General features: G+C 55.7%; 21 protein-coding genes. 3 read left to right on the top strand and 18 right to left on the bottom strand.

Features of this window, described 5'->3' with window-relative positions; translation table 11 throughout:
* Positions 1 to 72: 72 nt before the first annotated feature.
* Entirely contained in the window at positions 73 to 894 is an 822-nt protein-coding gene (gene iolB / locus M3223_RS04695) for a 5-deoxy-glucuronate isomerase (protein ID WP_251559436.1), read from the bottom strand.
* Entirely contained in the window at positions 894 to 2,378 is a 1,485-nt protein-coding gene (locus M3223_RS04700; RefSeq protein WP_251559438.1) for a CoA-acylating methylmalonate-semialdehyde dehydrogenase, read from the bottom strand. Before M3223_RS04700 ends, iolB begins: the two co-directional genes overlap by 1 nt.
* 198 nt (positions 2,379 to 2,576) lie before the next feature.
* Here M3223_RS04700 and M3223_RS04705 point away from each other — a divergent pair, with 198 nt between their 5' ends.
* Positions 2,577 to 3,362 carry a DeoR/GlpR family DNA-binding transcription regulator gene (locus M3223_RS04705; RefSeq protein WP_251559440.1) on the top strand — a complete coding sequence of 262 codons (786 nt, stop codon included), beginning with the start codon at positions 2,577 to 2,579 and terminating at the stop codon, positions 3,360 to 3,362.
* A 279-nt stretch (positions 3,363 to 3,641) separates the two neighbouring features.
* Here the strand turns inward: M3223_RS04705 and M3223_RS04710 are convergent, their stop codons facing one another.
* The 7 genes from M3223_RS04710 to cymR form a co-directional block, all read right to left on the bottom strand.
* Positions 3,642 to 4,682: a Gfo/Idh/MocA family protein gene (locus M3223_RS04710; RefSeq protein WP_251559442.1), complete on the bottom strand. Its 1,041-nt coding sequence runs from the start codon at positions 4,680 to 4,682 to the stop codon at positions 3,642 to 3,644.
* Between the two features lie 69 nt (positions 4,683 to 4,751).
* Complete coding sequence (gene iolE, locus M3223_RS04715; protein ID WP_251559444.1) at positions 4,752 to 5,663, bottom strand: myo-inosose-2 dehydratase; 912 nt, start codon at positions 5,661 to 5,663, stop codon at positions 4,752 to 4,754.
* A gap of 218 nt (positions 5,664 to 5,881) precedes the next feature.
* Positions 5,882 to 6,952, bottom strand: a complete 1,071-nt coding sequence (locus tag M3223_RS04720) for an AI-2E family transporter (protein ID WP_251559446.1) — start codon at positions 6,950 to 6,952, stop codon at positions 5,882 to 5,884.
* A gap of 199 nt (positions 6,953 to 7,151) precedes the next feature.
* Positions 7,152 to 7,355, bottom strand: a complete 204-nt coding sequence (locus M3223_RS04725; protein WP_251559448.1) for a hypothetical protein — start codon at positions 7,353 to 7,355, stop codon at positions 7,152 to 7,154.
* An 18-nt stretch (positions 7,356 to 7,373) separates the two neighbouring features.
* Positions 7,374 to 7,925 carry a PRC-barrel domain-containing protein gene (locus M3223_RS04730; protein ID WP_251559450.1) on the bottom strand — a complete coding sequence of 184 codons (552 nt, stop codon included), beginning with the start codon at positions 7,923 to 7,925 and terminating at the stop codon, positions 7,374 to 7,376.
* A gap of 13 nt (positions 7,926 to 7,938) precedes the next feature.
* Positions 7,939 to 9,111, bottom strand: coding sequence for a cysteine desulfurase family protein (locus tag M3223_RS04735; RefSeq protein WP_251559452.1), 1,173 nt, complete (start codon positions 9,109 to 9,111; stop codon positions 7,939 to 7,941).
* 20 nt (positions 9,112 to 9,131) lie between these two features.
* Complete coding sequence (gene cymR, locus M3223_RS04740) at positions 9,132 to 9,551, bottom strand: cysteine metabolism transcriptional regulator CymR (RefSeq protein ID WP_251559454.1); 420 nt, start codon at positions 9,549 to 9,551, stop codon at positions 9,132 to 9,134.
* Positions 9,552 to 9,881: 330 nt separating this feature from the next.
* Between cymR and mnmA the strand changes: the two genes are divergently transcribed.
* Entirely contained in the window at positions 9,882 to 11,024 is a 1,143-nt protein-coding gene (gene mnmA, locus M3223_RS04745) for a tRNA 2-thiouridine(34) synthase MnmA (RefSeq protein ID WP_251559455.1), read from the top strand.
* A 106-nt stretch (positions 11,025 to 11,130) separates the two neighbouring features.
* On the opposite strand, the gene M3223_RS04750 is transcribed toward mnmA, so the two are convergent.
* From M3223_RS04750 to M3223_RS04775, 6 genes are all read right to left on the bottom strand, one after another.
* Positions 11,131 to 11,946, bottom strand: a complete 816-nt coding sequence (locus M3223_RS04750) for an ABC transporter permease (RefSeq protein ID WP_251559457.1) — start codon at positions 11,944 to 11,946, stop codon at positions 11,131 to 11,133.
* Positions 11,943 to 12,923, bottom strand: coding sequence for an ATP-binding cassette domain-containing protein (locus M3223_RS04755; protein ID WP_251559459.1), 981 nt, complete (start codon positions 12,921 to 12,923; stop codon positions 11,943 to 11,945). The genes M3223_RS04750 and M3223_RS04755 overlap by 4 nt, the downstream gene beginning before the upstream one ends.
* A 281-nt stretch (positions 12,924 to 13,204) precedes the next feature.
* Positions 13,205 to 14,596, bottom strand: coding sequence for a hemolysin family protein (locus M3223_RS04760; protein ID WP_251559461.1), 1,392 nt, complete (start codon positions 14,594 to 14,596; stop codon positions 13,205 to 13,207).
* A gap of 34 nt (positions 14,597 to 14,630) precedes the next feature.
* Positions 14,631 to 16,022: an Nramp family divalent metal transporter gene (locus tag M3223_RS04765; RefSeq protein WP_251559462.1), complete on the bottom strand. Its 1,392-nt coding sequence runs from the start codon at positions 16,020 to 16,022 to the stop codon at positions 14,631 to 14,633.
* 219 nt (positions 16,023 to 16,241) lie between these two features.
* A complete protein-coding gene (locus M3223_RS04770; RefSeq protein WP_251559463.1) occupies positions 16,242 to 16,667 on the bottom strand; it encodes a hypothetical protein in 426 nt (141 codons plus the stop codon).
* Positions 16,668 to 16,774: 107 nt separating this feature from the next.
* On the bottom strand, positions 16,775 to 18,115 hold the full coding sequence (locus M3223_RS04775; protein WP_251559465.1) for a replication-associated recombination protein A: 1,341 nt from the start codon (positions 18,113 to 18,115) through the stop codon (positions 16,775 to 16,777).
* 233 nt (positions 18,116 to 18,348) lie between these two features.
* On the opposite strand from M3223_RS04775, the gene M3223_RS04780 reads away from it, so the two are divergent.
* Positions 18,349 to 18,972, top strand: coding sequence for an acetate uptake transporter (locus M3223_RS04780; RefSeq protein ID WP_251559467.1), 624 nt, complete (start codon positions 18,349 to 18,351; stop codon positions 18,970 to 18,972).
* A 493-nt stretch (positions 18,973 to 19,465) separates the two neighbouring features.
* Here M3223_RS04780 and add read toward each other — a convergent pair whose 3' ends face one another.
* The 3 genes from add to aspS all read right to left on the bottom strand — a co-directional run bounded on the left by add (position 19,466) and on the right by aspS (position 23,452).
* Complete coding sequence (gene add, locus M3223_RS04785) at positions 19,466 to 20,524, bottom strand: adenosine deaminase (RefSeq protein WP_251559469.1); 1,059 nt, start codon at positions 20,522 to 20,524, stop codon at positions 19,466 to 19,468.
* A 186-nt stretch (positions 20,525 to 20,710) separates the two neighbouring features.
* A complete protein-coding gene (locus M3223_RS04790) occupies positions 20,711 to 21,466 on the bottom strand; it encodes a tRNA threonylcarbamoyladenosine dehydratase (protein ID WP_251559471.1) in 756 nt (251 codons plus the stop codon).
* Between the two features lie 153 nt (positions 21,467 to 21,619).
* A complete protein-coding gene (gene aspS, locus M3223_RS04795) occupies positions 21,620 to 23,452 on the bottom strand; it encodes an aspartate--tRNA ligase (RefSeq protein ID WP_251559473.1) in 1,833 nt (610 codons plus the stop codon).
* Positions 23,453 to 23,459 lie beyond the last annotated feature (7 nt).

Genomic DNA, 23,459 nt, shown 5'->3' on the forward strand with positions numbered 1-23,459 from the left:
AAAGGTCGGTCCTCCGATCATTGGCGCAGCGCCTACCTTTCAACGTCCAGCCTTACATAAGCTTCACATCATCTATTCACGCCGAGCAATCCACTCGAATGCAGGATCGTTATGGAACTTCCAAATGCGGCGCGGTCCGGCCATAACGTTCAAATAATAGGAGGAGAAACCGTCCGGAACGCCGACCGGATGATAACCGGCCGGAACGAGCACAAAATCGCCGTTGCCCGCGCTCATCGTTTGGTCGATGGAACGGTCGTCCGTGTACACCCGCTGAAAAACAAACGCTTGCGGAGGGTCCACCTCGTGGTAATAGATCTCTTCCAGCAGAGATTCCTGCGGCAGCAAATCGCGGTCATGCTTGTGAGGCGGATAACTGGAGAAGTTGCCTCCCTCCGTATACACCTCAACAACAAGCAGGCTGCTTGCCGAATCGTCGTTGTCCGGCAAAATATTGTGCACCATGCGCTGGTTCTGATATTTGCCGCGATGCTCCGCACTGATCTCTTCCGCTTTAATCCAGCGGGTCGGACGCGGCTCAACCGCCGGGGCGTAACAAAGCGCTACTCTCGCTTTGCCAACCGCCGTCACCAGCAGCTCCTTGCCCCCGCTCATAAATACGCTGTCGGTTGGCTTGCGCTCAAACACGCTCTCCCTTGCGCCAATCCCGCTAAACCGCTGCTCTCCGTCGCTGACGTCAATACGTCCCGCAAGCGCAACCACGCAGCATTCGTTAAGCTCCAGCCGCTCCGTATAACGGGCGCCGGGCTCCAGCTCGATGATGCGCATGCCGGTATACTGCATGAGCGCTCCCTCGCCGTGCATGGATTCCTGCAGCAAGGTGCAGCCTTCTCCGAGCTGCTGCGGCCGAGGCTTCTGATGAAGGTTCTGCATTATTCGCCCCCTCCTTCGCCGTCTTCAAATACAGGCTCTGCATAACGGGCGGTAACAACTTTTTTACGCGTGAAGAAATCAACGCTGTCCTTGCCGTTGGCATGCAATGTTCCGAAGAAAGATGCTTTCCAGCCGGAAAACGGGAAAAACGCCATTGGCGCCGGGACGCCCAAATTGATGCCAAGCATGCCTGCGTCGATATTTTCGCGGAAATAGCGGATCGAAGCGGCGTTATTCGAAAACAGGCAGGCGCCGTTTGCAAATTCGGAGCGGTTCGCAATCGCGATCGCTTCCTTGAGATTTTTCACCCGGATAACCGACAGCACCGGCGCAAACATCTCATCCTTCCAGATCGTCATCTCCGGCGTTACATCCTCAAAAATAGTCGGTCCGATAAAATAGCCGTCCCCGTCCATCCGCTCACGCCCGTCAATGAGCAGCTTTGCGCCTTCCTCAATGCCCTTCTCGATGTAGCGGATCGTGCGCTGTTTGTTTTCCTCACGGATCACCGGTCCAAGCAGCACTCCGTCATCCAGGCCGTTGCCCATCGCAACACCAGCCGTTCTCTCCTTCAAACGGGCGAGGAACTCATCGGCGATGCCTTCCTCCACCGTAACGACGGCGCAGGCCATGCAGCGCTCTCCGGCGGAGCCGAACGCAGCGGACACAACATTGGTTACCGTCTCGTCGAGGTTAGCGTCGTTCAGTACGATCGTATGGTTTTTAGCGCCCGTAAGCGCCTGCACACGTTTGAGGTTTTCGCTGCCTTTTTTGTACACGTACTCGCCGACCGGCTTGGAGCCGACAAAGGAAACCGCCTTGATCTCCGCATGCTCCAGCAGTCCGTTCACGACATCATGCGCGCCGTACAGCACATTAAACACACCTGCCGGAAGTCCGGCTTCCTGCAGCAGATCGGCCAGCTTCGCAATGAGCAGCGGCGTCCGCTCGGAAGGCTTAAGAATGAACGAGTTGCCGAGCGCAATCGCCATTGGGAACATCCAGCACGGCACCATCATCGGGAAGTTAAAAGGAGCGATACCGGCCACTACGCCGAGCGGATAACGATAGTTGACCGCTTCGACATCCGTTGCGATCGACGCCAGCGAGTCGCCCATCATGAGCGAAGGCGCGCCTGCCGCAAACTCCACGTTTTCCATGCCGCGCTGCACTTCGCCGGTTGCTTCCGTCAGGCTTTTGCCGTTTTCCAGCGTAATCAGCCTTGCCAGCTCATCCATGTCCCGCTGCAGCAGCTGATGAAAGCGGAACAGCACCCGCGCCCGGCGCGGCACCGGCACTCGTCTCCATTTTTCAAACGCCGCCGCCGCGATGCGCACCGTCTCCTCTACATCCTCGCGCGTAGACAGCGGCACCTGACAAAGCAGCTCTCCCGTAGCCGGATTGTATACATCCTCGAATTTGTCCGCACGGCTGTCCACCCACGCGCCGCCAATATAGTTGCCCAGCTTTTTCACCGTTTCCATGATAGGCTCCTCTCTATGTGACCGAAAACTCGCCGAGTAAATTGAGTAAGTTTTGATTATATTCACTATCTTATCCCTTCCAAAAAAGACCGTCAATAGACAATTCGGGTTCATATTAACCATGTGTTAAGAAACTATTGATTAACTTTTGATTATACGTTATAGTACCCTCAACAATTCCCATTCAGGAGATGCGCTATGAAAACCCGACGTTTGCAGGACGTGGAAGACTATATCCATGACCGAAAAAAAGTGTCGCTGGATGAGCTGTGCGAACAATTCTGCGTCTCCAAAAATACGATTCGCCGCGATATCGGCCTGCTGCTGCAAAAGGGAACGATCGGCAAAGTATACGGAGGCGTCGTGTCGCAAACCCAGGTGTCCGCGTTTGAAAACCGCGACGCCAGCCGCCAGCCTGACAAAGCGGGAATCGCCAGGGCGGGAGCCGCTCTTGTGATGCCGCATGATATTATTTTCATCGATTCCGGCACGACGACGCGATATTTGACCGAATGTCTGGACCCCGCCATGCCGCTTACGATTTTGACAAACAGCCTGGACATTATTAATGGAGCGGCGGCGCTGCCTCAGGCTGAGCTGGTTGTCATCGGCAGCAGATTTCGCAGAAGAACCCGCTCGTTCGTCGGCATCCTTCCCGAGGAGCTGGACCGCTACAACATCAATAAAGCCTTTATGGCTACAACAGGAGTCAGCATCGCCCACGGCTTGACCAATCTGGATCTGATGGAGCATGAGATCAAAAAACAAGTCGCGGCCAAAGCGGAATCTCTGCTCCTGCTCGCCGATCCCAGCAAATTCGGCCGTTCTACGCTGCTCACCTACGCTTCGCTCGCCGAGATCGACACTCTTGTTACCTCGCAGCTTCCGCCCGAGGAATATGTCCGATTTTGCAGACAGCACGGAGTCCGGCTAATCGTAACCGGCGAAGAAGAAAAAAGGAGCGCGGCGGAGGTCACCTCATGACTTCCGAACACACTCCTGCCTGCCATAAGCCGAATATGTTATACATTGATGCCGAGGAGCTGCTATAGCTCATCGGCTTATTTTTGATGCGGGCGATTTTGCGTAACCCGGCGCTGCGCTGTTTCCGAACTCCCGCATGGAGGAGAGAATCGGCAATTTTAGATAAAAACGGTCGCCCGCGCAATGCCGATTAACCATGGCGCTTGTCAGCCCAAAAAGGCCTTCTCTGTTCGTTTCCGAACGGAGAAAGGCCCAATCAACTACACTTTAACCCTCAACCTACACCTGTTTCTGCACGACCCCGCCGCTGTACAGCTCCGGTTTTACGCCCAGCTCGACCGCCTCGCGCTCGCCGGACTGCTGGGAGCGCACGCAGGCGTCCGCCGTAACCTGCGCCACGTAACCATCCCAGGCTGTCGGTCCTTGCGGCACGCCGCTGCGGCGCACATTGTCGATAAAATCTTGAATTTCCACATCATAGGCGTCGATGAAACGGTCCTTCCAGTCCATCAGCAGCGCGCTTCCTGCAACGCCGCCTTTGCGGAACGCCGGTGCGGATACGTCGGGCAGACGGAGCAGCCCTTCCTCTCCGACAACTTCGCATTGAATGTCATAGCCGAACTTACAATTAACAAAAATCTCAGCGGTAATCACGACGCCGCCCGCCGTTTCCAGCATGACGATTTGCGGATCGCCCAGATGGCTTAAGGCGTTGCGGGATTTTTTCGGAAACGATACCTGAACCGAACTGTACTCATCGCCAATAAGCCACTGCAGCACGTCGATTTCGTGAATGAGCGTGTCCGTAATAGCCATATCCGTCGTGTACGTGTCCGCTACGCTTGCATTACGGTGAGCGCAGTGAATCATAAGCGGCTCGCCGATGAATCCTCCGTCAATCGCTTCCTTCAGCTGTTTGTAGCCTTTGTCATAACGGCGCATAAATCCGACCTGCACAAACCGTTTGCCGCGTTCCACTTCGGCTTCGACAATGCTTTTGCAGCCTTCCGCCGTTGTTGCCAGCGGTTTTTCGCAGAACACGGGAAGTCCCGCCTCGATGGCGGCGAGCACGCTCTTCTGATGGGCCGGCCCCCAGCTTGTGACGAGCACGGCATCAACTTCGCCCGACTGAATGAGCGTTACGTCATCGGGATAGATTGTTGCTTTAATGCCAAGAGCCTCTATCGCTCCGCGCGCCGCTTCCGCATTCACATCCGTTACCGCCGTGATGATGCCGCCCGACAAATTGTTCGTAATGCGGCGCATATGATCCCGGCCGATCGCTCCCGTGCCGATGACTCCAAGTTTAAGCAATTCCATCGTATATCCTCCCGTGTCGTATGCCTGTACGTTATCTATGCGTGGTCAAAAAGAATGCTGTTCAGCAAATTAACCTTTGCTGGCTGCCGGGGCAAGCGGCAGCAGATTGCGCTCGATGTACCCCCGCGCCATGAGAGCGTATTCAAGCGGGTGCGCTTCTGCAGGATCCTGCTCCGCCTCAACGATAATCCAGCCTTTATATCCATGCGAAATCAGCAGCTGATACACTTCTTCAAACGGCACGCAGCCGTCTCCCGGCACCGTAAACATGCCATTCATGAACGATTGCTGGAACGAGAGCCCTGCGGCGCGCGCCTGCTTCAGCACATTCGGACGGATGTCTTTAAAATGAACATGGCGAATCCGGCTGATCTGCTTCTTAAGCACCTCCAGCACTTCTCCATCGGAGGCGTAACAATGCCCGGTATCATACAGCAAATGCACATAACGGGCGTCCGTACCGTCCATCAGACGCGTAATTTCTTGAGCGGTCTGAACGGCAGTTCCCATATGATGATGATAAACGAGCTGCAGTCCGTATAACTGCGCATCCTGCCCCAGCACATTTAATCCAGCGCACAGCTGCTCCCAGTGTTCGTCGCCGAATACCGGCTTTTCGCCGAACACATTAAGCGCCTGCCCCTGAATGCTGCCCGTCTGCTCGGACACAACGATGACATCGGCGTTCACCTTGCGCAAATATTGGCACTGAGCGGCAAAGGCCTCTCTGACCGCTGCGAGCCCGTCCCGCACAATATAACTGCTGAACCATTGTCCCGCGATGCGCAGGCCGCGCAGCTCAAGCTCCTTGTTAAGCTCATCCGGTCCCGGGAAAAATCCCCCTACCTCCGTACCTGCAAAACCCGCTACAACAATGTCTCCCAGCAGATGGCCCAGCGTATTCTCCGCTCCGATTTCCGGGATGTCGTCGTTTCTCCAGCCGATCGGCGATATTCCCCATGTAATTCCCGCTGCCTTCATCGATAGCACCCCGCTCGTTCTGTTCTGCCAAGCTATAATGATCAATTTATGATTAACTTTTGATAGTATGATACTTCCAGTTTCTGCTTTCGTCAATGAAACATTTTAATTTTTGATTAACTTTTGGTAAATGTGATCAACATGCCAAAAAGAAGCTCCACCGGCCTGAAGGCCGATGAGCTCCTCGTTTGTTTGACGCAAGTTCCGCCGCTCCGCAGCTAAACCGTTCTTCTTCTCACATAGTAGGCGAATACATGCTGCAGAATTACTTTCAGCGCGGCAAATACCGGAACGGCGAGGATCATGCCGGGAATGCCGGCCAGCTCTCCTCCAATCAGCAGCGCAAAAATAATCATAAGCGGATGAATATGCAGCGTCCTTCCGACCACCTGAGGGGAGATGACGTTGCCCTCAAGAATTTGACAGATCGTATTGACGATCACGACAAACAGCATCATTTTAAACGAGACCGTGGAGGCGACAAGCAGCGCCGGGGCAGCGCCGATGAACGGGCCCAAATAAGGAATTACGTTTGTCACGGCTACGACGGAAGCGAGCAGCAGCGCGTAAGGCAGACCGATTATGGCATAACCTGCATAAGCCAGCACGCCGACAATGACGCAGACGAGAAATTGACCGCGGATATAACTGCCCAGCGCATCGTCAATATCTTTAAACATGCGGACGATGCCCTTGCGGTGGCTCTTGGGCACATAGGCGATGACCGCTCTTTCCATCACTTCAAAATCCTTTAAGATGTAAAAGACAAGGAACGGGATGATGAAAAGCAGAAATACCGCATTCAGCATCGATCCGATATTGTTGATAAAGGCCGTCGTTGATTCGGCGAGCCGCCTTTCCATAGACACAAGCGCGCGGGAAAGGGCGTCGCGGAAGCTGTCCGGCAGAAAAGACGTATTATTGAAATCGTGGACGAGGCTTTGCGCCCGCATCGTCAGCTCCGGGGCATGCTCGCCGAGCTCCTGCACCTGGCCGGCCACCATCGGAATGAGATTCATCAGAATGACCGAAAGTGCCGAGAGAAATACGGTGTAAATGAGCAGTACCGCCATGGAGCGGGGCATTTTCCGAGAGCTCAGCAGGCTGACGATCGGATGAAGCACATAAGAAATGACCAGCGCGATCAAGAACGGCGTTAATACGGCGCTGGCAAAACGGTACAGGTTCATCAGCAGCGGCTTTAGCAGCAGCAGCAAAAACAGCGCCAGCAATCCGAGAATGGTATAGATAAAGGCCATGAGCAGCCGGTTTTGCGACCATTTTTCCACGATGCTGCTCCCTCCCCGTTTCCATTTCCCGGCACGGCGACAACCAGCCCTCCGGGGCCTGTCTGCCCGGCAGGTCGGTTACAGTATATGTGCTTTCCTGCGCTCCCATACCTTGCATGTCCATGTCCGGCGTGTTCCGGCTGCGGCTAAACACGAAAAAAAACCCTGACGCAAGCATCAGGGGGCGTTTATTCCAAATTCAGTTGGCGTGAATTTCCGGCGAGGCGATATCGTCCTCAAAAAACAGATCGTCGAGGGAACTTAACGTTCCGTCTTCCTCAACCTGATAAACCGACATTTTATCGCCATTCACAGTCAGCTCAATGTAACATCCCCAGCAATAAAACTGGTGCGAGCCGATTTTGCCAATATCTCTGGAATTGCAGTTGGGGCATCTCATCATTAATCAATTCTCCCTACATTACGGATCGGAAGCTGCGACACGCTCCAAGGCATTCTCGTCCAACGGCGGGACGACAATCGCATCTTCCCCTAATAAGAAGACATCAGGATCCCGGGGCGCCTTCAGCCATCTCCGACCGTCCATAAGGTCCGAGACAAATCCGTCCGTCAGTTCATAACCTACTACCTGTGTACCCATATTCGGGTTAATATAAACATCGCATATTCGGCCCAGCTGATTTCCTTCGGCCGTAACGACCGGAAGCTCCTTCAGCCGGATGCAGCCGGAGTAAAAAGAACGCTGCAGAGATGCGATACGGCGAATGCCAACCGACTCGCGCGAACGGATGAACAGACAGTCCGCTCCGCATACGAGCACATCGTCCCACAGCACCGTCCGGACGGTGCGGGGCTTCCAGCACCAGCCGTCAAGCACAAAACCAAGCAGCGACCAATGTTCGTCGAACCAGGCGTCGCGCACCTTGCCAGCCCGTTCTCCAGAATTGGCGATGTACACGGGAAGTCCGACTATTTGCTGCAGCTTGAGCATCCCAGCTGTGGTGTTCGGCACGGCAAAGCGCCTCCTAAGAAGATTTACGGTTGCGGCCCAAAAAAGTTTCAATCCTTAGAGCCGCAAGCTCCATTTCTTCCGTAGTATTGCCCAAACCGAAGCTGAATCTAACCGCCGTATTCGCAAGTTCCTCCGGCACGCCCATGGCGCTCAGCACATGGGAAGGCTCCAGGGCGCCCGCCGTGCAGGCGGAGCCGCCGGATGCCGCGATGCCGGCAAGGTCAAGATTCATCAGCATCGACTCGCGGTCGATGCCGGGAAACATCAGGCTGACAATGCCCGGCAGGCGCAGGTCGGGATGACCTGCAACAACAGCGGTTCCGCCGGATGCCTTCCGCATCAGACGGATCCAAAGGCTTCCCAGCTCCTCCATCCGCACGGCCCGGGCTTCCAGCTCCTCCGCAGCGATCGCTGCGGCGCGGGCAAACCCGGCCAGCGCGGGCAGATTTTCCGTGCCGCCACGGCGTTTGCGCTCCTGGGAGCCGCCGACGAGCAGCGGCTGCAGCGGAGTTCCCTGCCGCACATACAGCGCTCCGATCCCTTGCGGCCCGTTGATTTTATGCGAGGATAGCGTCATCAGCGAAACCGGCAGCTCCCGCACTGTAATCGGCAGCTCCCGCACTGTAATCGGCAGCTTGCCGTATGCCTGAGCGGCGTCCGTGTGAAACGGAACCCCTCGCTCCTGGGCTGCAGCAGCCAGCTCCGCAATCGGCTGCAGCGTGCCGGTCTCGTTGTTGGCATACATGATGCTGACTAGCCCCGTGTCGTCCCGGAGCGCTTCACGCAGGCTGTTGACGGAGACGATTCCGTTGCCGTCGACAGGCAAATACGTAACCTCGTAGCCGCCGCGCTCCAGCCGCTCGCACTCTTTAAGCACCGCATGATGCTCCACTGCGCTCGTAATCAAGTGGCGCTTGCCGGAAGCTGCCTGAGCTTCCATAACGCCTCGCAGCGCCATATTGTCCGCCTCCGTCCCGCCGGAGGTAAATACAAGCTCGTCCGGCCGGCAGCCAATCGTTGCAGCAATAAGGTCGCGGGCGCCGCTGGCCAGCTTCCGGGCGTCGCGCCCGAAGCTGTGCAGGCTGGAGGCGTTGCCGGGCGGGCCCTGCAGCACGGTCAGCATCGCTTGCGCCGCTTCGGGATGCAGCGGCGTTGTCGCGGCGTGATCGTAATATATCCGTTCCATGCCGTTCACCCGCTCGTCGTTTAAATGTAAAACATGTAGTTATCGGCTTCGTTTTTGTCCTTGTACTCAATCAGATCCTGCAGCGTGGTGGAATCAAGCACCTCCGCGATGCTGTCGCGGATGCGCAGCCACAGGTGGCGCTTAGCCGGGTCGTCTTCCTCCGTAAAATCGACAGGAGAAATCGGGCCTTCCAGAATGCGGATTACGTCGCCGGCCGTAATCGTTTCGGGTTCTTTGGATAAAATGTAGCCGCCGTATGCGCCGCGGATGCTTTTGACAAGTCCCGCGTTGCGCAATGGCGCGATCAGCTGCTCCAAATAATGCTCGGAAAGCTGGTTTTTTTCGGCGATGCTTTTGAGCGAGATTGGACCTTCGCCGAATTTGGCCGCGAGCTCCATCATAATAGTTAGGCCGTAGCGGCCTTTTGTTGAAATTTTCATATGGCTGCACCTCTTTCCCTGAATGGCAGATCGGTAAGGCTCTGGTCCTGCAGGTTCGCGGTTTGGCTTGTTGAACGATCATTTCGTTAAGCGAACAAGTACTGGATAAAACAAGGTATTCCCATAACACTGCTATGTTAGCACATTTATACTATGCTCGTCCGCAATTTTGGCTTCTATAAGACGAAGATGAAAAAGCGCCGTTTCCTGTGCTACAATGGTAGGGCTCTTCCTGTGTTAGCAGGCTTCATAAAGACGGATCCGCATCATGCGAACACAAGATGTCAGAGTAACAGGGAAAGCTCAAGATTGTCAAGGTGGTGGATTAGTATGTCAGCGCATGAAAGCAAACGCTTGGGGCGCGTTGTTATAGGCATGTCCGGGGGCGTCGACTCCTCCGTAGCCGCTTTGCTGCTGAAGCAGCAGGGCTATGATGTGATCGGCATCTTCATGAAGAACTGGGACGAAACCGACGAAAACGGCGTCTGCAGCGCCGACGAGGATGCGGAAGACGTCCGCCGCGTCTGCGAGCAGATCGGAATTCCGTATTATACGGTTAATTTCGAGCGGCAGTATTACGACAAGGTGTTCAGCTACTTCCTCGACGAATATCGCAGAGGACGCACGCCGAACCCCGATGTCATGTGCAACCGCGAGATTAAATTCGGGGAATTCCTCGCTAAGGCAAAATCGCTAGGCGCGGATTATTTGGCAACGGGCCATTATGCGCGCGTCAGCCGGGACGAGAATGGCGTAACGACGCTGGAACGCGGCGTGGACAGCAACAAGGATCAGACCTATTTCCTGCATCAGCTGAGCCAGGAGCAGCTTGCTTCCGCCATGTTCCCGATCGGCCATCTGCCGAAGCCGGAGGTGCGCCGCATCGCCGAGGAGAACGGACTGGCGACCGCCCGCAAAAAGGACAGCACAGGGGTCTGTTTTATCGGGGAACGCAACTTTAAGCAATTTCTGAGCGGTTATTTGCCTGCACAGCCGGGCAGCATGGTCGACCTGCGCAGCGGCGAAGTTAAAGGCCGCCACGACGGCCTGATGTATTACACGTTTGGCCAGCGCCAGGGGCTCGGCATTGGCGGCTCCGGCACGGGCGAGCCATGGTTTGTCGCCGACAAGGATCTGGAGCGCAACATTCTTTATGTGGTGCAGGGCGACGCGCATCCGCGTCTCTACTCCTCTTCGCTTAAGGCGAGCGGGGTCAACTGGATTGCGCCGGAGCTGCCGCAGGGTGAGCTCCGCTGCACGGCGAAATTCCGCTACCGCCAGCCTGATCAGGGCGTAACGCTGCGGCTTGCGGCGGACGGCACAGCCGACGTTCTATTCGATGAGCCGCAAAAGGCAATTACGCCGGGACAAGCGGTCGTATTCTATGCTGGAGACGTCTGCCTCGGCGGAGGCACAATCGACAGCATTGCGCTCGTTGACGAGAAGACCTTCGCCGCATCGGGCCAGGCCTAACGGCATTAACTTAACATTTGTCTGCAAGAGTACACAAAGAGGGAGGAGACTGGTCCAGTCTCCTCCCTCTTTCCTTTATGCGACCATGCATCAGACGCCACTCCTGTTAGGTGCGGCGCATATATGCCTTTACGGTCAGCGGCGCAAAAATGGCCACGATGACGGCCGCGGCAAGCAGCGCCCAGCCGACCTCCGCCCCTATCGTCCCAGTGTTCGCCAAATCGCGCACAGCGCTCACCAGGTGAGATACCGGATTGATTTTCGTAAACCATTGCAGCCAGTCCGGCATCGTGTCGACCGGCACAAACGCGTTGGACAGAAACGTCAGCGGGAACAGCACAATCATGGAGATGCCCTGCACGCTGGAGGCGCTCCGGGCGATAACTCCAAAAAAGGCGAAGATCCAGCTTACTGCCCACGAGCAGGCGATGACAAGCACAGCAGCGATAGCCACGTATCCGAGGCCGCCTTCAGGCCGGTAGCCCATCAGGTAGCCCATGACAAAGGTCAGCACGGTTGCGATCGTATAACGGACTGTGTCGGCCAGCAGGGCGCCGGCAAGCGGCGCAATACGGGCAATCGGCAGCGACTTGAAGCGGTCAAACACGCCTTTATCCATATCCTCCCGCAGCTGCACGCCGGTTACAATTGAGGTTCCGATCACCGTCTGCACTAAAATGCCGGGAATAATAACCGGCAGGTAGCTATGCACATCACCAGATATGGCTCCGCCAAAAATGTACGAAAACATCAGCGTAAACAAAATCGGCTGAAGCGTTACGTCGAACAGCTGCTCGGGAGTGCGCTTGATTTTGAGCAGTCCCCGGTACGCCATCGTCAGCGCGTTGCGAATCGTTTGCCCGGGACTGGTCCGATGGACAAGCCGCCGGGAGGCGCCTGCAGGCGCGATGTTGGTTTTCATGCGTGTGATGCCTCCATTCCTTCCGGCTTGCCGGTAATCGTCAAAAACACTTCGTCCAGAGTAGGCTTTTGCACGCTAATTTCCACAAGCTCAACGCCTGCGGACCGCAGAGCAATCAGCAGGTCGGTAACCTGACCGGCCTCCGCCATTGGAGCGGTGATGCGCCCGGCCTCCGCCGTCACGCTGGAGCGCGCCTGCAGCACCCGCTCAACCGCTTCGCGGGCGGCTGCGGTTTGCGCCGGATCGGATACGCGGAGATGGAGCGAGGAATTCCCAACCGATGCTTTCAGCTCGTCTCCGGTTCCCTCCGCGACGACGCGCCCGCGGTCGATAACCGCAATGCGGTCGGCCAGCTGGTCGGCTTCATCGAGGTATTGCGTTGTGAGCAGCACGGTCGAGCCGCTGTTCACGAGTCTGCGGATCGTCTCCCACATTTGGGATCGCGTCCGCGGGTCGAGTCCAGTCGTCGGCTCGTCGAGGAAAATGAGCGGCGGCTGAGAGATCAGGCTGGCAGCCAGATCAAGGCGCCTGCGCATGCCGCCGGAGAAATTTTTCAGCGGGCGCTTGGCCGCTTCGGTCAATCCGAATTCCTCCAGCAGATCCGACGCCTTTTTCCGCGCCTCGGCGCGTCCGAGACCGAGCAGCCGGGAAAAAATGATGAGGTTTTCGGTCGCGCTAAGCGATTCGTCAACCGACGCGTACTGTCCCGTCACCCCGATCAGCTGCCGCACGATCTGCGGTTTTTGCGCCACGTCCCAGCCAAAAATTTTGGCCTCGCCCGCATCGGGGCGCAGCAGCGTCGCGAGCATGCGGATCGTCGTCGTTTTTCCCGCTCCGTTCGGGCCAAGCACGCCGTATATCGAGCCGGCGCGCACCTTCAGATCGACGCCGTCAACAGCCCGATTGTCGCCGAACTGCTTCACTAGGCCGCGCGCCTCAACCGCCCACTCGGCTCCTCCTGCGAGGTTTATTGTCATTGTAAATCGTCCTCCTTGAACTCGTCTGGTGTCAGTATAAACCCCGAATGTGAACTGGATTTGAATTCACTTGATTCATTCGAATTGTACGGCTTTAACTGGATTCAATGAAGGGTCCGGAGAATGGCGGATAGATCGGTCCCAAGGAGGAGAAGGTTCGGTTCGGTAAGATCGGCGGCGTGCCGCAAGGCGGCATAACTCACTCATTTCAATCCAGCTTAAACAAAACGAAGGCAACTGAGCTGGGCTCAGTTGCCTCCGTTTTTTATTCTACTCCCGATTCATTCCGCCTCAGCCCGAAGCCGCAGCAGAACCCGCGTAATCCGCAGATGTTCGTTTTCCTCCAAAATAAGCTCCGTTCCGTTGTCCAGCATGACCGATTGCCCGATGTGCAGCGGAATATCGATGCAGGAGCCAAGCCAACCGCCGAGCGTGCCGTATGTGTCCGTATCAAGCTGCAGCCCGAAACGCTCATTGACCTCATCCAGCTGCATCAGTCCGCTTAGCGAATAGGTGCGGCTATCGATCCGTTCTTGCTCCGGCCGTTCCTCAATGTCGAATTCATCGCGTATATCCCCGACAATCTCTTCCATAATATCCTTCAGCGTCACCAGCCCTGCCGTGCCGCCATACTCGTCAATCAGCACGGCTATGCCCGTTTTGCTTCGCTGCATCAGCTTCAGCAGCGGGCTGATCCGCATCGATTCAGGCACGGCGGTAATCGGGCGCAACAGCTCTCTCAACCCGCCCGACTCCGGCTCGCCGCGCAGCAAATCCTTTATATGGATAAAACCGATTATGTTATCCTTATCCCCTTCGTAGACGGGGTAACGGGTGCGGTTCTGCGTCAATGCTGCCGTTCTGGCCTGCTGGAACGGCAGCCTTACGGACAAACAGACCATATCGGTCCGGGGAATCATAATATCGCGCGCCTGCGTATCCGAAAAATCAAAGATGTTGTCCACAAGCGCCAGCTCCGTACCGCCGATTAGGCCGCTTTCATGGCTTTGCTGCATCAGGATGCGAATTTCGTCCTCGTTGTGAGCCGAATCATGCCCGGCCGCCGGCTCTAAGCCGATCCATTTTAGCAGCCGCCTCGCCAAGCCGTTTAACACCCAGATGAATGGAAACATTGCCGCGTGAAAATAAACGAGGGGAATCGACGTCCACAGGGTCACTTTTTCCGCCTTGCGGATGGCGATTGTTTTGGGGGCAAGCTCGCCGAGTACGATATGCAGCAGCGTAATGAGACCAAACGCCAGCAGAAAAGAGACGGTAACTGCCGGGAGCCCTACAATCCCGAAGCCGTGAAAAAAAGGCTCCAGCAAACGAGCAAGCGCCGGCCCTCCAATCCAGCCGAGAGCAAGCGAAGCGAGCGTAATGCCAAGCTGGCAGGCGGACAGAAAGGCATCCAGATTGCCGGTGAGCCGCGAGGCGAAACGGGCTTTGCCGTTCCCCTCCGACACCAGCGTTGTGATGCGGCTTCCTCTAACCTTCACCATTGCGAATTCGGCCGCCACAAAAAATCCGTTTAAAAACACAAGACAGATAACAAGAAACAGGCTGAGTCCAAGCGGAAAAGGGTCGTCGGACACGGGATTCCCTGCTCCCTGCCGCGTGCGGCGGGAAGTCAGGCGCACCTCCTTGAGGTCATATAGGGGTATTGTAAACATATGGCCCGCGCCGTCTACTTATGCGGACGAAACGTTATAGCCAGCCCCAAACGGTCATCCCGAGCAAATACAAATTAAGCGCTGCGATCAGAAACGCGCAGAACCAGGCCAGCGCCTGAGTAAAGGTTTTGTTCGCGAATTCCCCCATTTTGCGGCGGTCGCCGGTGAACTTGACGAGCGGGAACACCGCGAAGCTGAGCTGCAGCGATAAAATAACCTGGCTGAATATAAGCAGCTGCGTTGTGCCCTTTTCCCCATACAAAGCGGTTACGATAACCGCCGGTACAAGCGCAATCAGCCTTGTAATAAGCCGGCGAAGCCAAGGCTTCATTTTCAGGCCGAGAAATCCTTCCATTACGATCTGCCCGGCGAGAGTGCCGGTCAGCGTAGAATTTTGCCCGGCAGCAAGCAGTGCGACTCCGAATAAAACGCTGGCGGCCGCTCCGCCCATCAGCGGCGCCATCAGATGATAGGCATCGCCAATTTCGGCGATTTCCGTATGTCCGCTCGTATGGAATACGGCGCCAGCCACAATCAATATCGCCGCGTTGATGAACAGCGCCAGGCCTAGTGCCAGCGTAGAATCCACCGTTGCAAAACGGATTGCTTCTCTTTTGCCGGAGGGGGTGCGCTCGAAATCTCGGGTTTGCACGATGGAAGAATGCAAATATAGATTATGCGGCATAACCGTCGCACCCAAAATGCCGATCGCGATGTACAGCATAGCCGGATTCGTCACGATTTGGCCCGATGGAACAAAACCCTTCAGCACTTCTGAAACGACCGGCTGCGCCCAAATGAGCTCGATGAGAAAACAGCCGCCAATCGTGCCGATCAGCGTAATAACGAGCGCCTCCATATACCGGAACCCTTTGTTCTGCAGCAGCAGCACAATCATGACGTCTAATGAGGTAAGAATGACGCCCCATAAAAGCGGTACGCCAAACAACAGGTTAAGCGCAATGGCTGTACCGATTAGCTCCGCAAGGTCGCAGGCGGCGATAGCCAGCTCGCATAACACCCAAAGAAGAAGGGAGACCGGCTTGCTGTAATGATCGCGGCATGCCTGCGCCAAATCCCGTCCCGTAACGATGCCGAGCTTGCCTGCGAGCGCCTGCAGCAGCATGGCAACCAGATTGGACAGCAGAATAACCGACAGCAGCGTATAGCCGAACAATGAGCCCCCTGCCAGGTCGGTCGCCCAGTTGCCGGGATCCATATACCCGACAGCCACCAAATAACCTGGCCCCATGAAAGCAAGCAGCTTGCGGAACCATCCGGCTTGACGCGGTACTTTTAAGCTGCCGTGCGCCTCCGCTAGCGAAGGCTCTCCTCCGCTGCGTTTCCAGCCCTCAGAAATTACTGGCGCGGCTGCGGCTGCGATTCCTGCCCCTGTTCCTGTTCCTGCGATCGTATTTTTTTCCATAACGGCCCCTCCTTTTGTATCCGTCCATCTATGTTGAGTTAGGGAAACTTTTTGGGTAAATGAAGCTCCCTTTAATCTATGTCAAAGGGATGTTTTTGTTACTACTGTATATCTTATAACTAAATGTTCAGTTTGTTAACTCTTTTTATTTGGAAGCGACAACGCATGGCAAAAAGCCCGGACAACAGCATACGGCTGTAACGGGCTTGGTATGAAACCTTAGTCACTGATATATAGCGTGGGGCCTCCATAATAAACTTTGCGAATAGTTAGCGGCAAATCGGAGACGGTAGAGATAAAAGCACCCCAAAAACCAAATTCTAATTTTACTACAAAATTGCCATAAGTAATTCCTGATATATAGAGACTGTAAAAAATTGTGGCGCTCGTTGTATAAGGCAAATTTGTTCTTAACTCATAATGCGATCTTCCCCCTGGCAATATACTAAAATAAGGGCCAGGAGTCGGGTCATAAGCATCACCTGTACGATATAGATATCGTAATGTAAAACGAGATGTTTCATTGACGATATCAAATCCTTGTGTCCCAGTTATACCTATCTCAGGAGACTCATTCCGGCAGTATTGGAGTTTGGTCACAATCACCAATAAAATAAACAATGTAAGGATCAATTCCGTATTCATACCAATCCCCCTTTGCTTTTAATCACAATTTATGAGGAATTGGAAGAATCGTACGGGCTATTTGACAAGAGTATCTCCTGAAAATAGTAAATGACGGTGTTGCTTGCTTAGCGCCCCGGCGGTTTACTCCCTTTGGAGCCCGCTCTGTTTTGGCGCTGCTGCTGATTGAGCCGAATTTTATCCTCCATCCCCTGACGGGTCGCCTCGTAAACGGATGAACCTGCAAGCCGTTCGGGATAATAAAGCTGATCAACGTAATGACCGGGAAAATCATGCGGATACTGGTAACCGATATGTCCGAGCTGCTGCGCCCCTTTGTAATGAGCGTCTCGCAGATGAAGCGGCACCTCAGGCGTGCCAACGGCTTCAATTTTGCCCATTGCCCTGCCGATCGCCAGCGCCGTCGCATTGGATTTCGGGCTTTCCACCGCAAACAAAATGGCTTGGGCAATGTTGTACTTTGCCTCCGGCCAGCCGATTTTATGATAGGCGTCCATACTTGTAACGGCTTGAACCATTGCCTGCGGGTTCGCCAAGCCAATATCCTCGCTGCAGGCGACGATCAGCCGCCGGATGAACACCATCGGGTCCATGCCAAGCTTCTCCACCGCATACAGAAACCAGAACAGCGCGGCGTCGCTGGAGCCCCGGATGCTTTTATGAAAAGCGGAAAGCACGTCGTATTGAGTTGACTCGTCCGCCTGCACGGCGCGGCTGCGGATTGACTCCTGCGCTACCTCCATAGTGACAATAACCGTTCCGTCCGGCTCCGAGGGCGTTGTGACGGCGGACAATTCAAGCGCATTAAGCGCGCGGCGTATATCGCCTCCTGCCATGCCCGCAATATGATCCAGCGCCTCCGGACGCACATCCAGCTTCATGAAGCCAAGGCCGCGCTCTTTGTCGGCAATAGCACGCCGCATCGCCTCCAGCGCATGGCGGCTCTCCAGCGCATGCAGCCGGAACAGAGTTGAGCGGGACAGCAAAGCTCCGTTCACGGAATGGAACGGGTTCTCGGTCGTCGCCCCGATGAAAATAATAATGCCCTGCTCGACGGCTGGCAAAAGCGCATCCTGGCGGGACGAATTGAAGCGATGCACCTCGTCCAGAAACAGAATCGTTTTACGCCCGTAAAGCGTCTTTGAGCTTTTGGCCCGCTCGATGACGTCGCGCACATCTTTTACCGTTGCATCTACGGCGTTGAGCTTGACGAACTCTCCCTCCGTACGAAGGGAAATGATATTTGCCAGAGTCGTTTTGCCGCTTCCAGGGGGGCCGAACAGAAGCAGCGAGCTGACCTGGTCGTTCTCGATGGCGCGGCGCAGCAGCGTGCCCGGTCCCACCACATCGTCTTGGCCGATGTATTCCTCCAGTGTCCGAGGGCGCATCCGGTCCGCCAGCAGCCGCGCGCGGGGCGCTTCCTCTTCCCGGTAATCGAACAAGTCCATCCTCTCATCCCCTGTCCTGTAAACAGAATCCATAAGGGTTAGTTTAACACATCCCATTTTACCGCACAAACGTTCGGGAATTCCGATTGATAACGCTTTAGTTCTAAAATGTGCGGATTTCGACACATGAATGTCTCCCGCTCCTCTCCCGAATCGCGCAAAATGGAAAGGCTGCATTTAACGAAGCGGCCAAACATCTAGAGAGAACAAAATAGAAGGAGAGAATCTGCTTCATGCTTCAAAGTAATCTGCATCATGTCAAACATCACAATGCCGACCCTTCGGCAATCGGCCTGTTCGGCCTCGCTATGGTCACCCTCGTCGCATCAACGCAAAAGCTAGGCTGGACCGACGGTTACGCGCTTGTCATTCCGTGGGCCATCTTCCTGGGATCGCTGGCGCAGCTGTTCGCTGCTGTAGAGGATTCCAAACGCGGCAATCACTTCGGCACGACGGCTTTTGCCGCTTATGGCCTGTTCTGGCTCGGTGTCGCCAGCTCCTGGCTAATCAAGCTGGGCGTTTTTGGCTCTGAGCTTGCGGAAACGGCCGATGGCCATCAGCTAGGCGCAGCGTTTGCCGGTTATCTTATTTTCACCTTATTTATGACGCTTGGAGCAGCCGAAACGAACAAAGCTCTGTTTCTCATCTTTGTGCTGATCGACTTTCTGTTCCTCGGCCTTTCGCTGAGCGCCTTCGGCATCGCCGAAACGTTCATGCACAATGTGGCTGCTTGGTCCGAGCTGCTTATCGCACTTGTGTCCTTTTATGCGATGGGCGCAAACGTGCTGAACAATCACTTTGGCTACGCATTCCTGCCAATCGGCAAGCCGATGGGCTGGTTTAAAAAGCCGAATTAAGCGACACCCGCTTCCTGGCGTGGATGGAGCGTTTATGCAAAAGGAGCAAGCCTTTATGGCTCGCTCCTTTTTTTTGTATACCGTGGTGTGCGGAGCCCTTGCGGGCTTTTCACTACCGCGTAAGGTCGTTTGACGACCTTACCGGCGTGCTTTTCGCGGTTTTCCCGCTCGGTAAGGTCGTTTGACGACCTTATCGGCGTGCTTTTCGCGGTTTTCCGGCTCGGTAAGGTCGTTTGACGACCTTACCGGCGTGCTTTTCGCGGTTTTCCGGCTCGGTAAGGTCGTTTGGCGACCTTACCGGCGTGCCTTTCACGGTTTTCCCGTTCCGTAAGGTCGTTTGACGACCTTACCGGCGTGCTTTTCGCGGTTTTCCGGCTCGGTAAGGTCGTTTGACGACCTTACCGGCGTGCTTTTCACGGTGTTCCCGTTCCGTAAGGTCGTTTGACGACCTTACGCGGTTCCCCCGCCTCCCGCTGCCGGCTAAGCTCCAGCTTTAAGCGCGGCTTTCCCCGGCCTCGCCTGAGCCGACCAAGCCTAACTCCCGCCACTCCTGGCGGAACTGGGCCCGCAGCCGCCCCTTAAGTTCCCCGTCAGCAAACGCAGCCTCAATGCCGTTCTCGGCCACTTTCATGAAATCCCGTTCTGTGAAGCGGAAACGGCGAGCCAAGTTTTCATACTCGCGGGTCTGGTTAGTTGCGCTGACGGTCGGATTATCCGTGTTTACCGTCACAGCCAGCCCGCCGTCCAGATACTCACGGATTGGATGACTCTCCATAGACGGCACCGCCTTCGTCTGCACGTTGCTAATCACGCACATTTCTAACGGTATACGCTGCTCACTCATCAGCTGCAGCAGCTCGGCATCCTCCCGCAGCCGCACTCCATGACCAATACGTCTCGCATGCAGCTTCTCCACAGCGCAGCGGATGCTGCACGCTCCGGCCGCTTCTCCAGCATGAATCGTTATGGGCAGGCCGAGCTGATTCGCGAGTCCAAATACTTCCTCGTGCAGCTCGTTGGGATAACCCGCTTCGTCTCCCGCCAAATCTACGCCAACGACACCGAGTCCGGCCAACCGGCTGGCTGCCCGGACAACCTCCTCGTTATCCGCCTGCGCATGATGCCTCATACAAACAAGAATGATGCGCACGGTATGTCCGTATTTGGCTTCAGCCGCTGACAGCCCCTCGGCAACGGCGCCAACGATCTCGTCGATGCTCAGTCCTCGCCCCGTATGCAGCTGTGGAGCGAAGCGCACCTCCAAATAACGGACATTTTCAAGCGCCGCGTCTTCCGCCGTTTCGTAAGCGATCCGCTTGAGCGCCGCGCGGCTCTGCATCAGCAGAAGCGGCAGCTCAAACCGCTCCAAATACTCCACAAGGCTTGTACAGGAAGGAGGAGCCGTCATTCGTTCCGTGAGCTCGCGCAGATCGGAGCAGTTCAGCTCAATGCCCTCCTCCTCTGCAATTTCCGCCGCCGTCGACGGCCTCACGCTTCCGTCAAGATGAGAGTGCAGCTCGATTTTTGGCAATTGCCGCTTAAGGCTTATCATGATGTTCACCGTCCCAATTGTAATTAGAACGATGGTACTGCTTTCGAACTCCAATGTCAATATTGCTAACGCTAAATAGGCATGCATCACATTAAAGTGACACATGCCTAACGCAGAGTCGCAACAGCGTCTTCAATTCAGTTTAATTGAATGAATAGACGCGTTGCATTTATATGGATTCGGTTGTTAAATCTCGATGCCGTTCGTTTTCAGCAGATCCTGCACCGCTGCGCTGACCATAATCAGACCGGCTACAGGCGGAACAAAAGCGTTGCTCGCCGGAGGCTGCTGCGCTTTGCGGATTTCAGGAGCATTTTCCGGTACGATACGCTGTGTTACATCAACACGCGGCTTTTTAGGCTCCTCAGCCGAAAAGACGACCTTAACGCCTTTGCGGACGCCTTCACGCCGCAGCTTCTGGCGCACCACCCGGGCAACAGGGTCCGTATGAGTTTTGGAAATATCCGTCACAATGAACTGGGTCGGATCGATTTTATTTGCTGCTCCCATGCTGGAAATAATCGGAATGTTCCGTTCCAGACATTGCTTGATCAGATGCACCTTATAGGAAATCGTATCGGAAGCGTCCAGCACATAATCGAGCGGATATTCAAACAGCTTCTCGTAAGTTTCCTCGGTATAAAACATGCGCAGGCTGATCGCGTCGCACTCCGGATTAATCAGCTTGATGCGGTCGCGCATCAGATCGGCCTTCGGCTGGCCGACCGTTGTCGTCAATGCGTGAATTTGCCGGTTTATATTGGTAATGTCGACGACATCTTTATCAATCAGGATGATGCGGCCTACACCCGTGCGGGCGAGAGCCTCAGCTGCGATGGAGCCGACGCCGCCGATACCGAGCACGGCGACCGTGCTGCGCTTCATCGCCTCGATGCCTTCCGGCCCAAAAGCCAGCTCGGTGCGGGAAAATTGGTTCAACATAGAGTTTACGCCTCCTCTTTCTTTTATACCCAGCGGTTAACCGCCAATTCAAAGCCGCACCGAAACCGGTGCGGCCGAGTTAAAGCTATGGTTATATCAAGCGAGCATCCGGGCTAAAAAACGGCCAAAGCTGCTTTTCTAAACAAGTGGCGATTAGTTTTGCGCCGGTGCGCCTGCAGCCGCTTCTTCCGGCTGTCCGCCTTGCGGCTGGGCCGGCTTGGAGCCCGGCTTCGGTACCGTGCGGATATGCAGCTGCTGCAGCTGAGCCAGATCGACGCGGGAAGGAGCGTCGCTGAGCAGGTCGGTTGCGCTTGCCGTTTTCGGGAAGGCAATCGTCTCGCGCAGATTGGTGCGGCCCGTAAGCAGCATGACAAGACGGTCGAAGCCAAAGGCGATGCCGCCATGCGGAGGCGTGCCGTACTCAAAAGCATCCAGCAGGAAGCCGAATTTCTCATGCGCTTCTTCCATGGAGAAGCCGAGCGCGCTGAACATCTGCTCCTGCACATCACGTTTGTAAATCCGCATGGAGCCGCCGCCAACCTCGTAGCCGTTCAGCACAAGATCGTACGCTTGAGCGCGAATTGCACCCGGATCAGTCTCGAACAGATGTACATCCTCGTCTTTTGGACGGGTGAACGGATGATGCTCCGCAACATAACGTTTTGCTTCCTCGTCCCAGCCAAGCAGAGGGAAATCGACAACCCAAGCAAACTTAAACGCGGAGTCGTCGATCAGTCCGAGCTGGCGGCCTACCTTCAGGCGCAGGTTGCCAAGCACGTCGGCAACAACTTTTTTCTTGTCCGCGGAGAAGGTGAGCAGGTCGCCCTCTTCAACGCCAAGACGTTCCGTCAGCGCCTGGATTTCCTCCGGCTTAAGGAATTTGACGATCGGCCCGCGCCATTCGCCGTCCTTCACCGTGATCCATGCCAGACCTTTGCCGCCGTAACGCGCCGCGAACGGCTGCAGGTCGTCCAGCTCCTTGCGGCTCCAGCCTGCGCAGCCTTTAGCGTTAAGCGCGCGCACAACGCCGCCGGAAGCAGCTACGCTGGCGAATACTTTGGCATCGCTGTTTTTCACGATATCGGTAATATCCTGGATCTCCAGACCAAAGCGCAGATCCGGCTTGTCGGAACCGTACTTGTCGATTGCGTCGGCATAAGTGATGCGCTGGAACGGAGTCGGGATGTCCGCGCCTACCGTTTCTTTAAACAGGCGGGCCGCCAAACGCTCCATCATTTCCAGCAACTGATCCTGGTTCAGGAAGGACGTCTCGATGTCGACCTGGGTGAACTCAGGCTGGCGGTCGGCGCGCAGATCCTCGTCGCGGAAACAGCGGGCGATCTGGTAGTAGCGCTCTAGGCCGCCTACCATAAGCAGCTGTTTGAAAATTTGCGGCGACTGAGGAAGCGCGAAAAACTCCTCTGGATGCACACGGCTCGGCACGAGATAGTCGCGCGCGCCTTCCGGCGTGCTTTTGGTCAAAATCGGCGTTTCTACCTCAACGAACTGCTCGCCGTCCAGGAAGTCGCGGAAAATTTTCGCCGCTTTGGAACGGAGCAGCAGCGTGCGCTGCATCTCCGGACGGCGCAGGTCGAGGTAACGGTATTTCAGACGAAGAGACTCGTCCACCTCAATGCCGTCCTCAATTGGGAAAGGAGGCGTTTTGGCTGCATTTAGAACCTCGATTTCGGTGACGCGGATTTCAATTTCGCCGGTCTCCAGATTCGGGTTGCGGGTTTCTTCGTCGCGTTCAACAACCGTTCCTTTTACTGCCAGCACATACTCGCTGCGCGCGCGGTCGGCTACGGCCAGAGCTTCACCGGAGAAGTCCGGGTTAAATACGATCTGTACGATGCCCGTGCGGTCGCGCAGATCGATGAACAGCACGCCCCCCAGGTCGCGGCGGCGCTGCACCCAGCCCTTTAATTCAACCGTTCTGCCAACGTCCGCCTTAGTCAGGCGTCCGCAATGAATGATTTCGCTCATCGGTTAC

The organism is Paenibacillus pasadenensis, assembly GCF_023715725.1.
Taxonomy (GTDB): Bacteria; Bacillota; Bacilli; order Paenibacillales; family Paenibacillaceae; genus Paenibacillus_O; species Paenibacillus_O pasadenensis_A.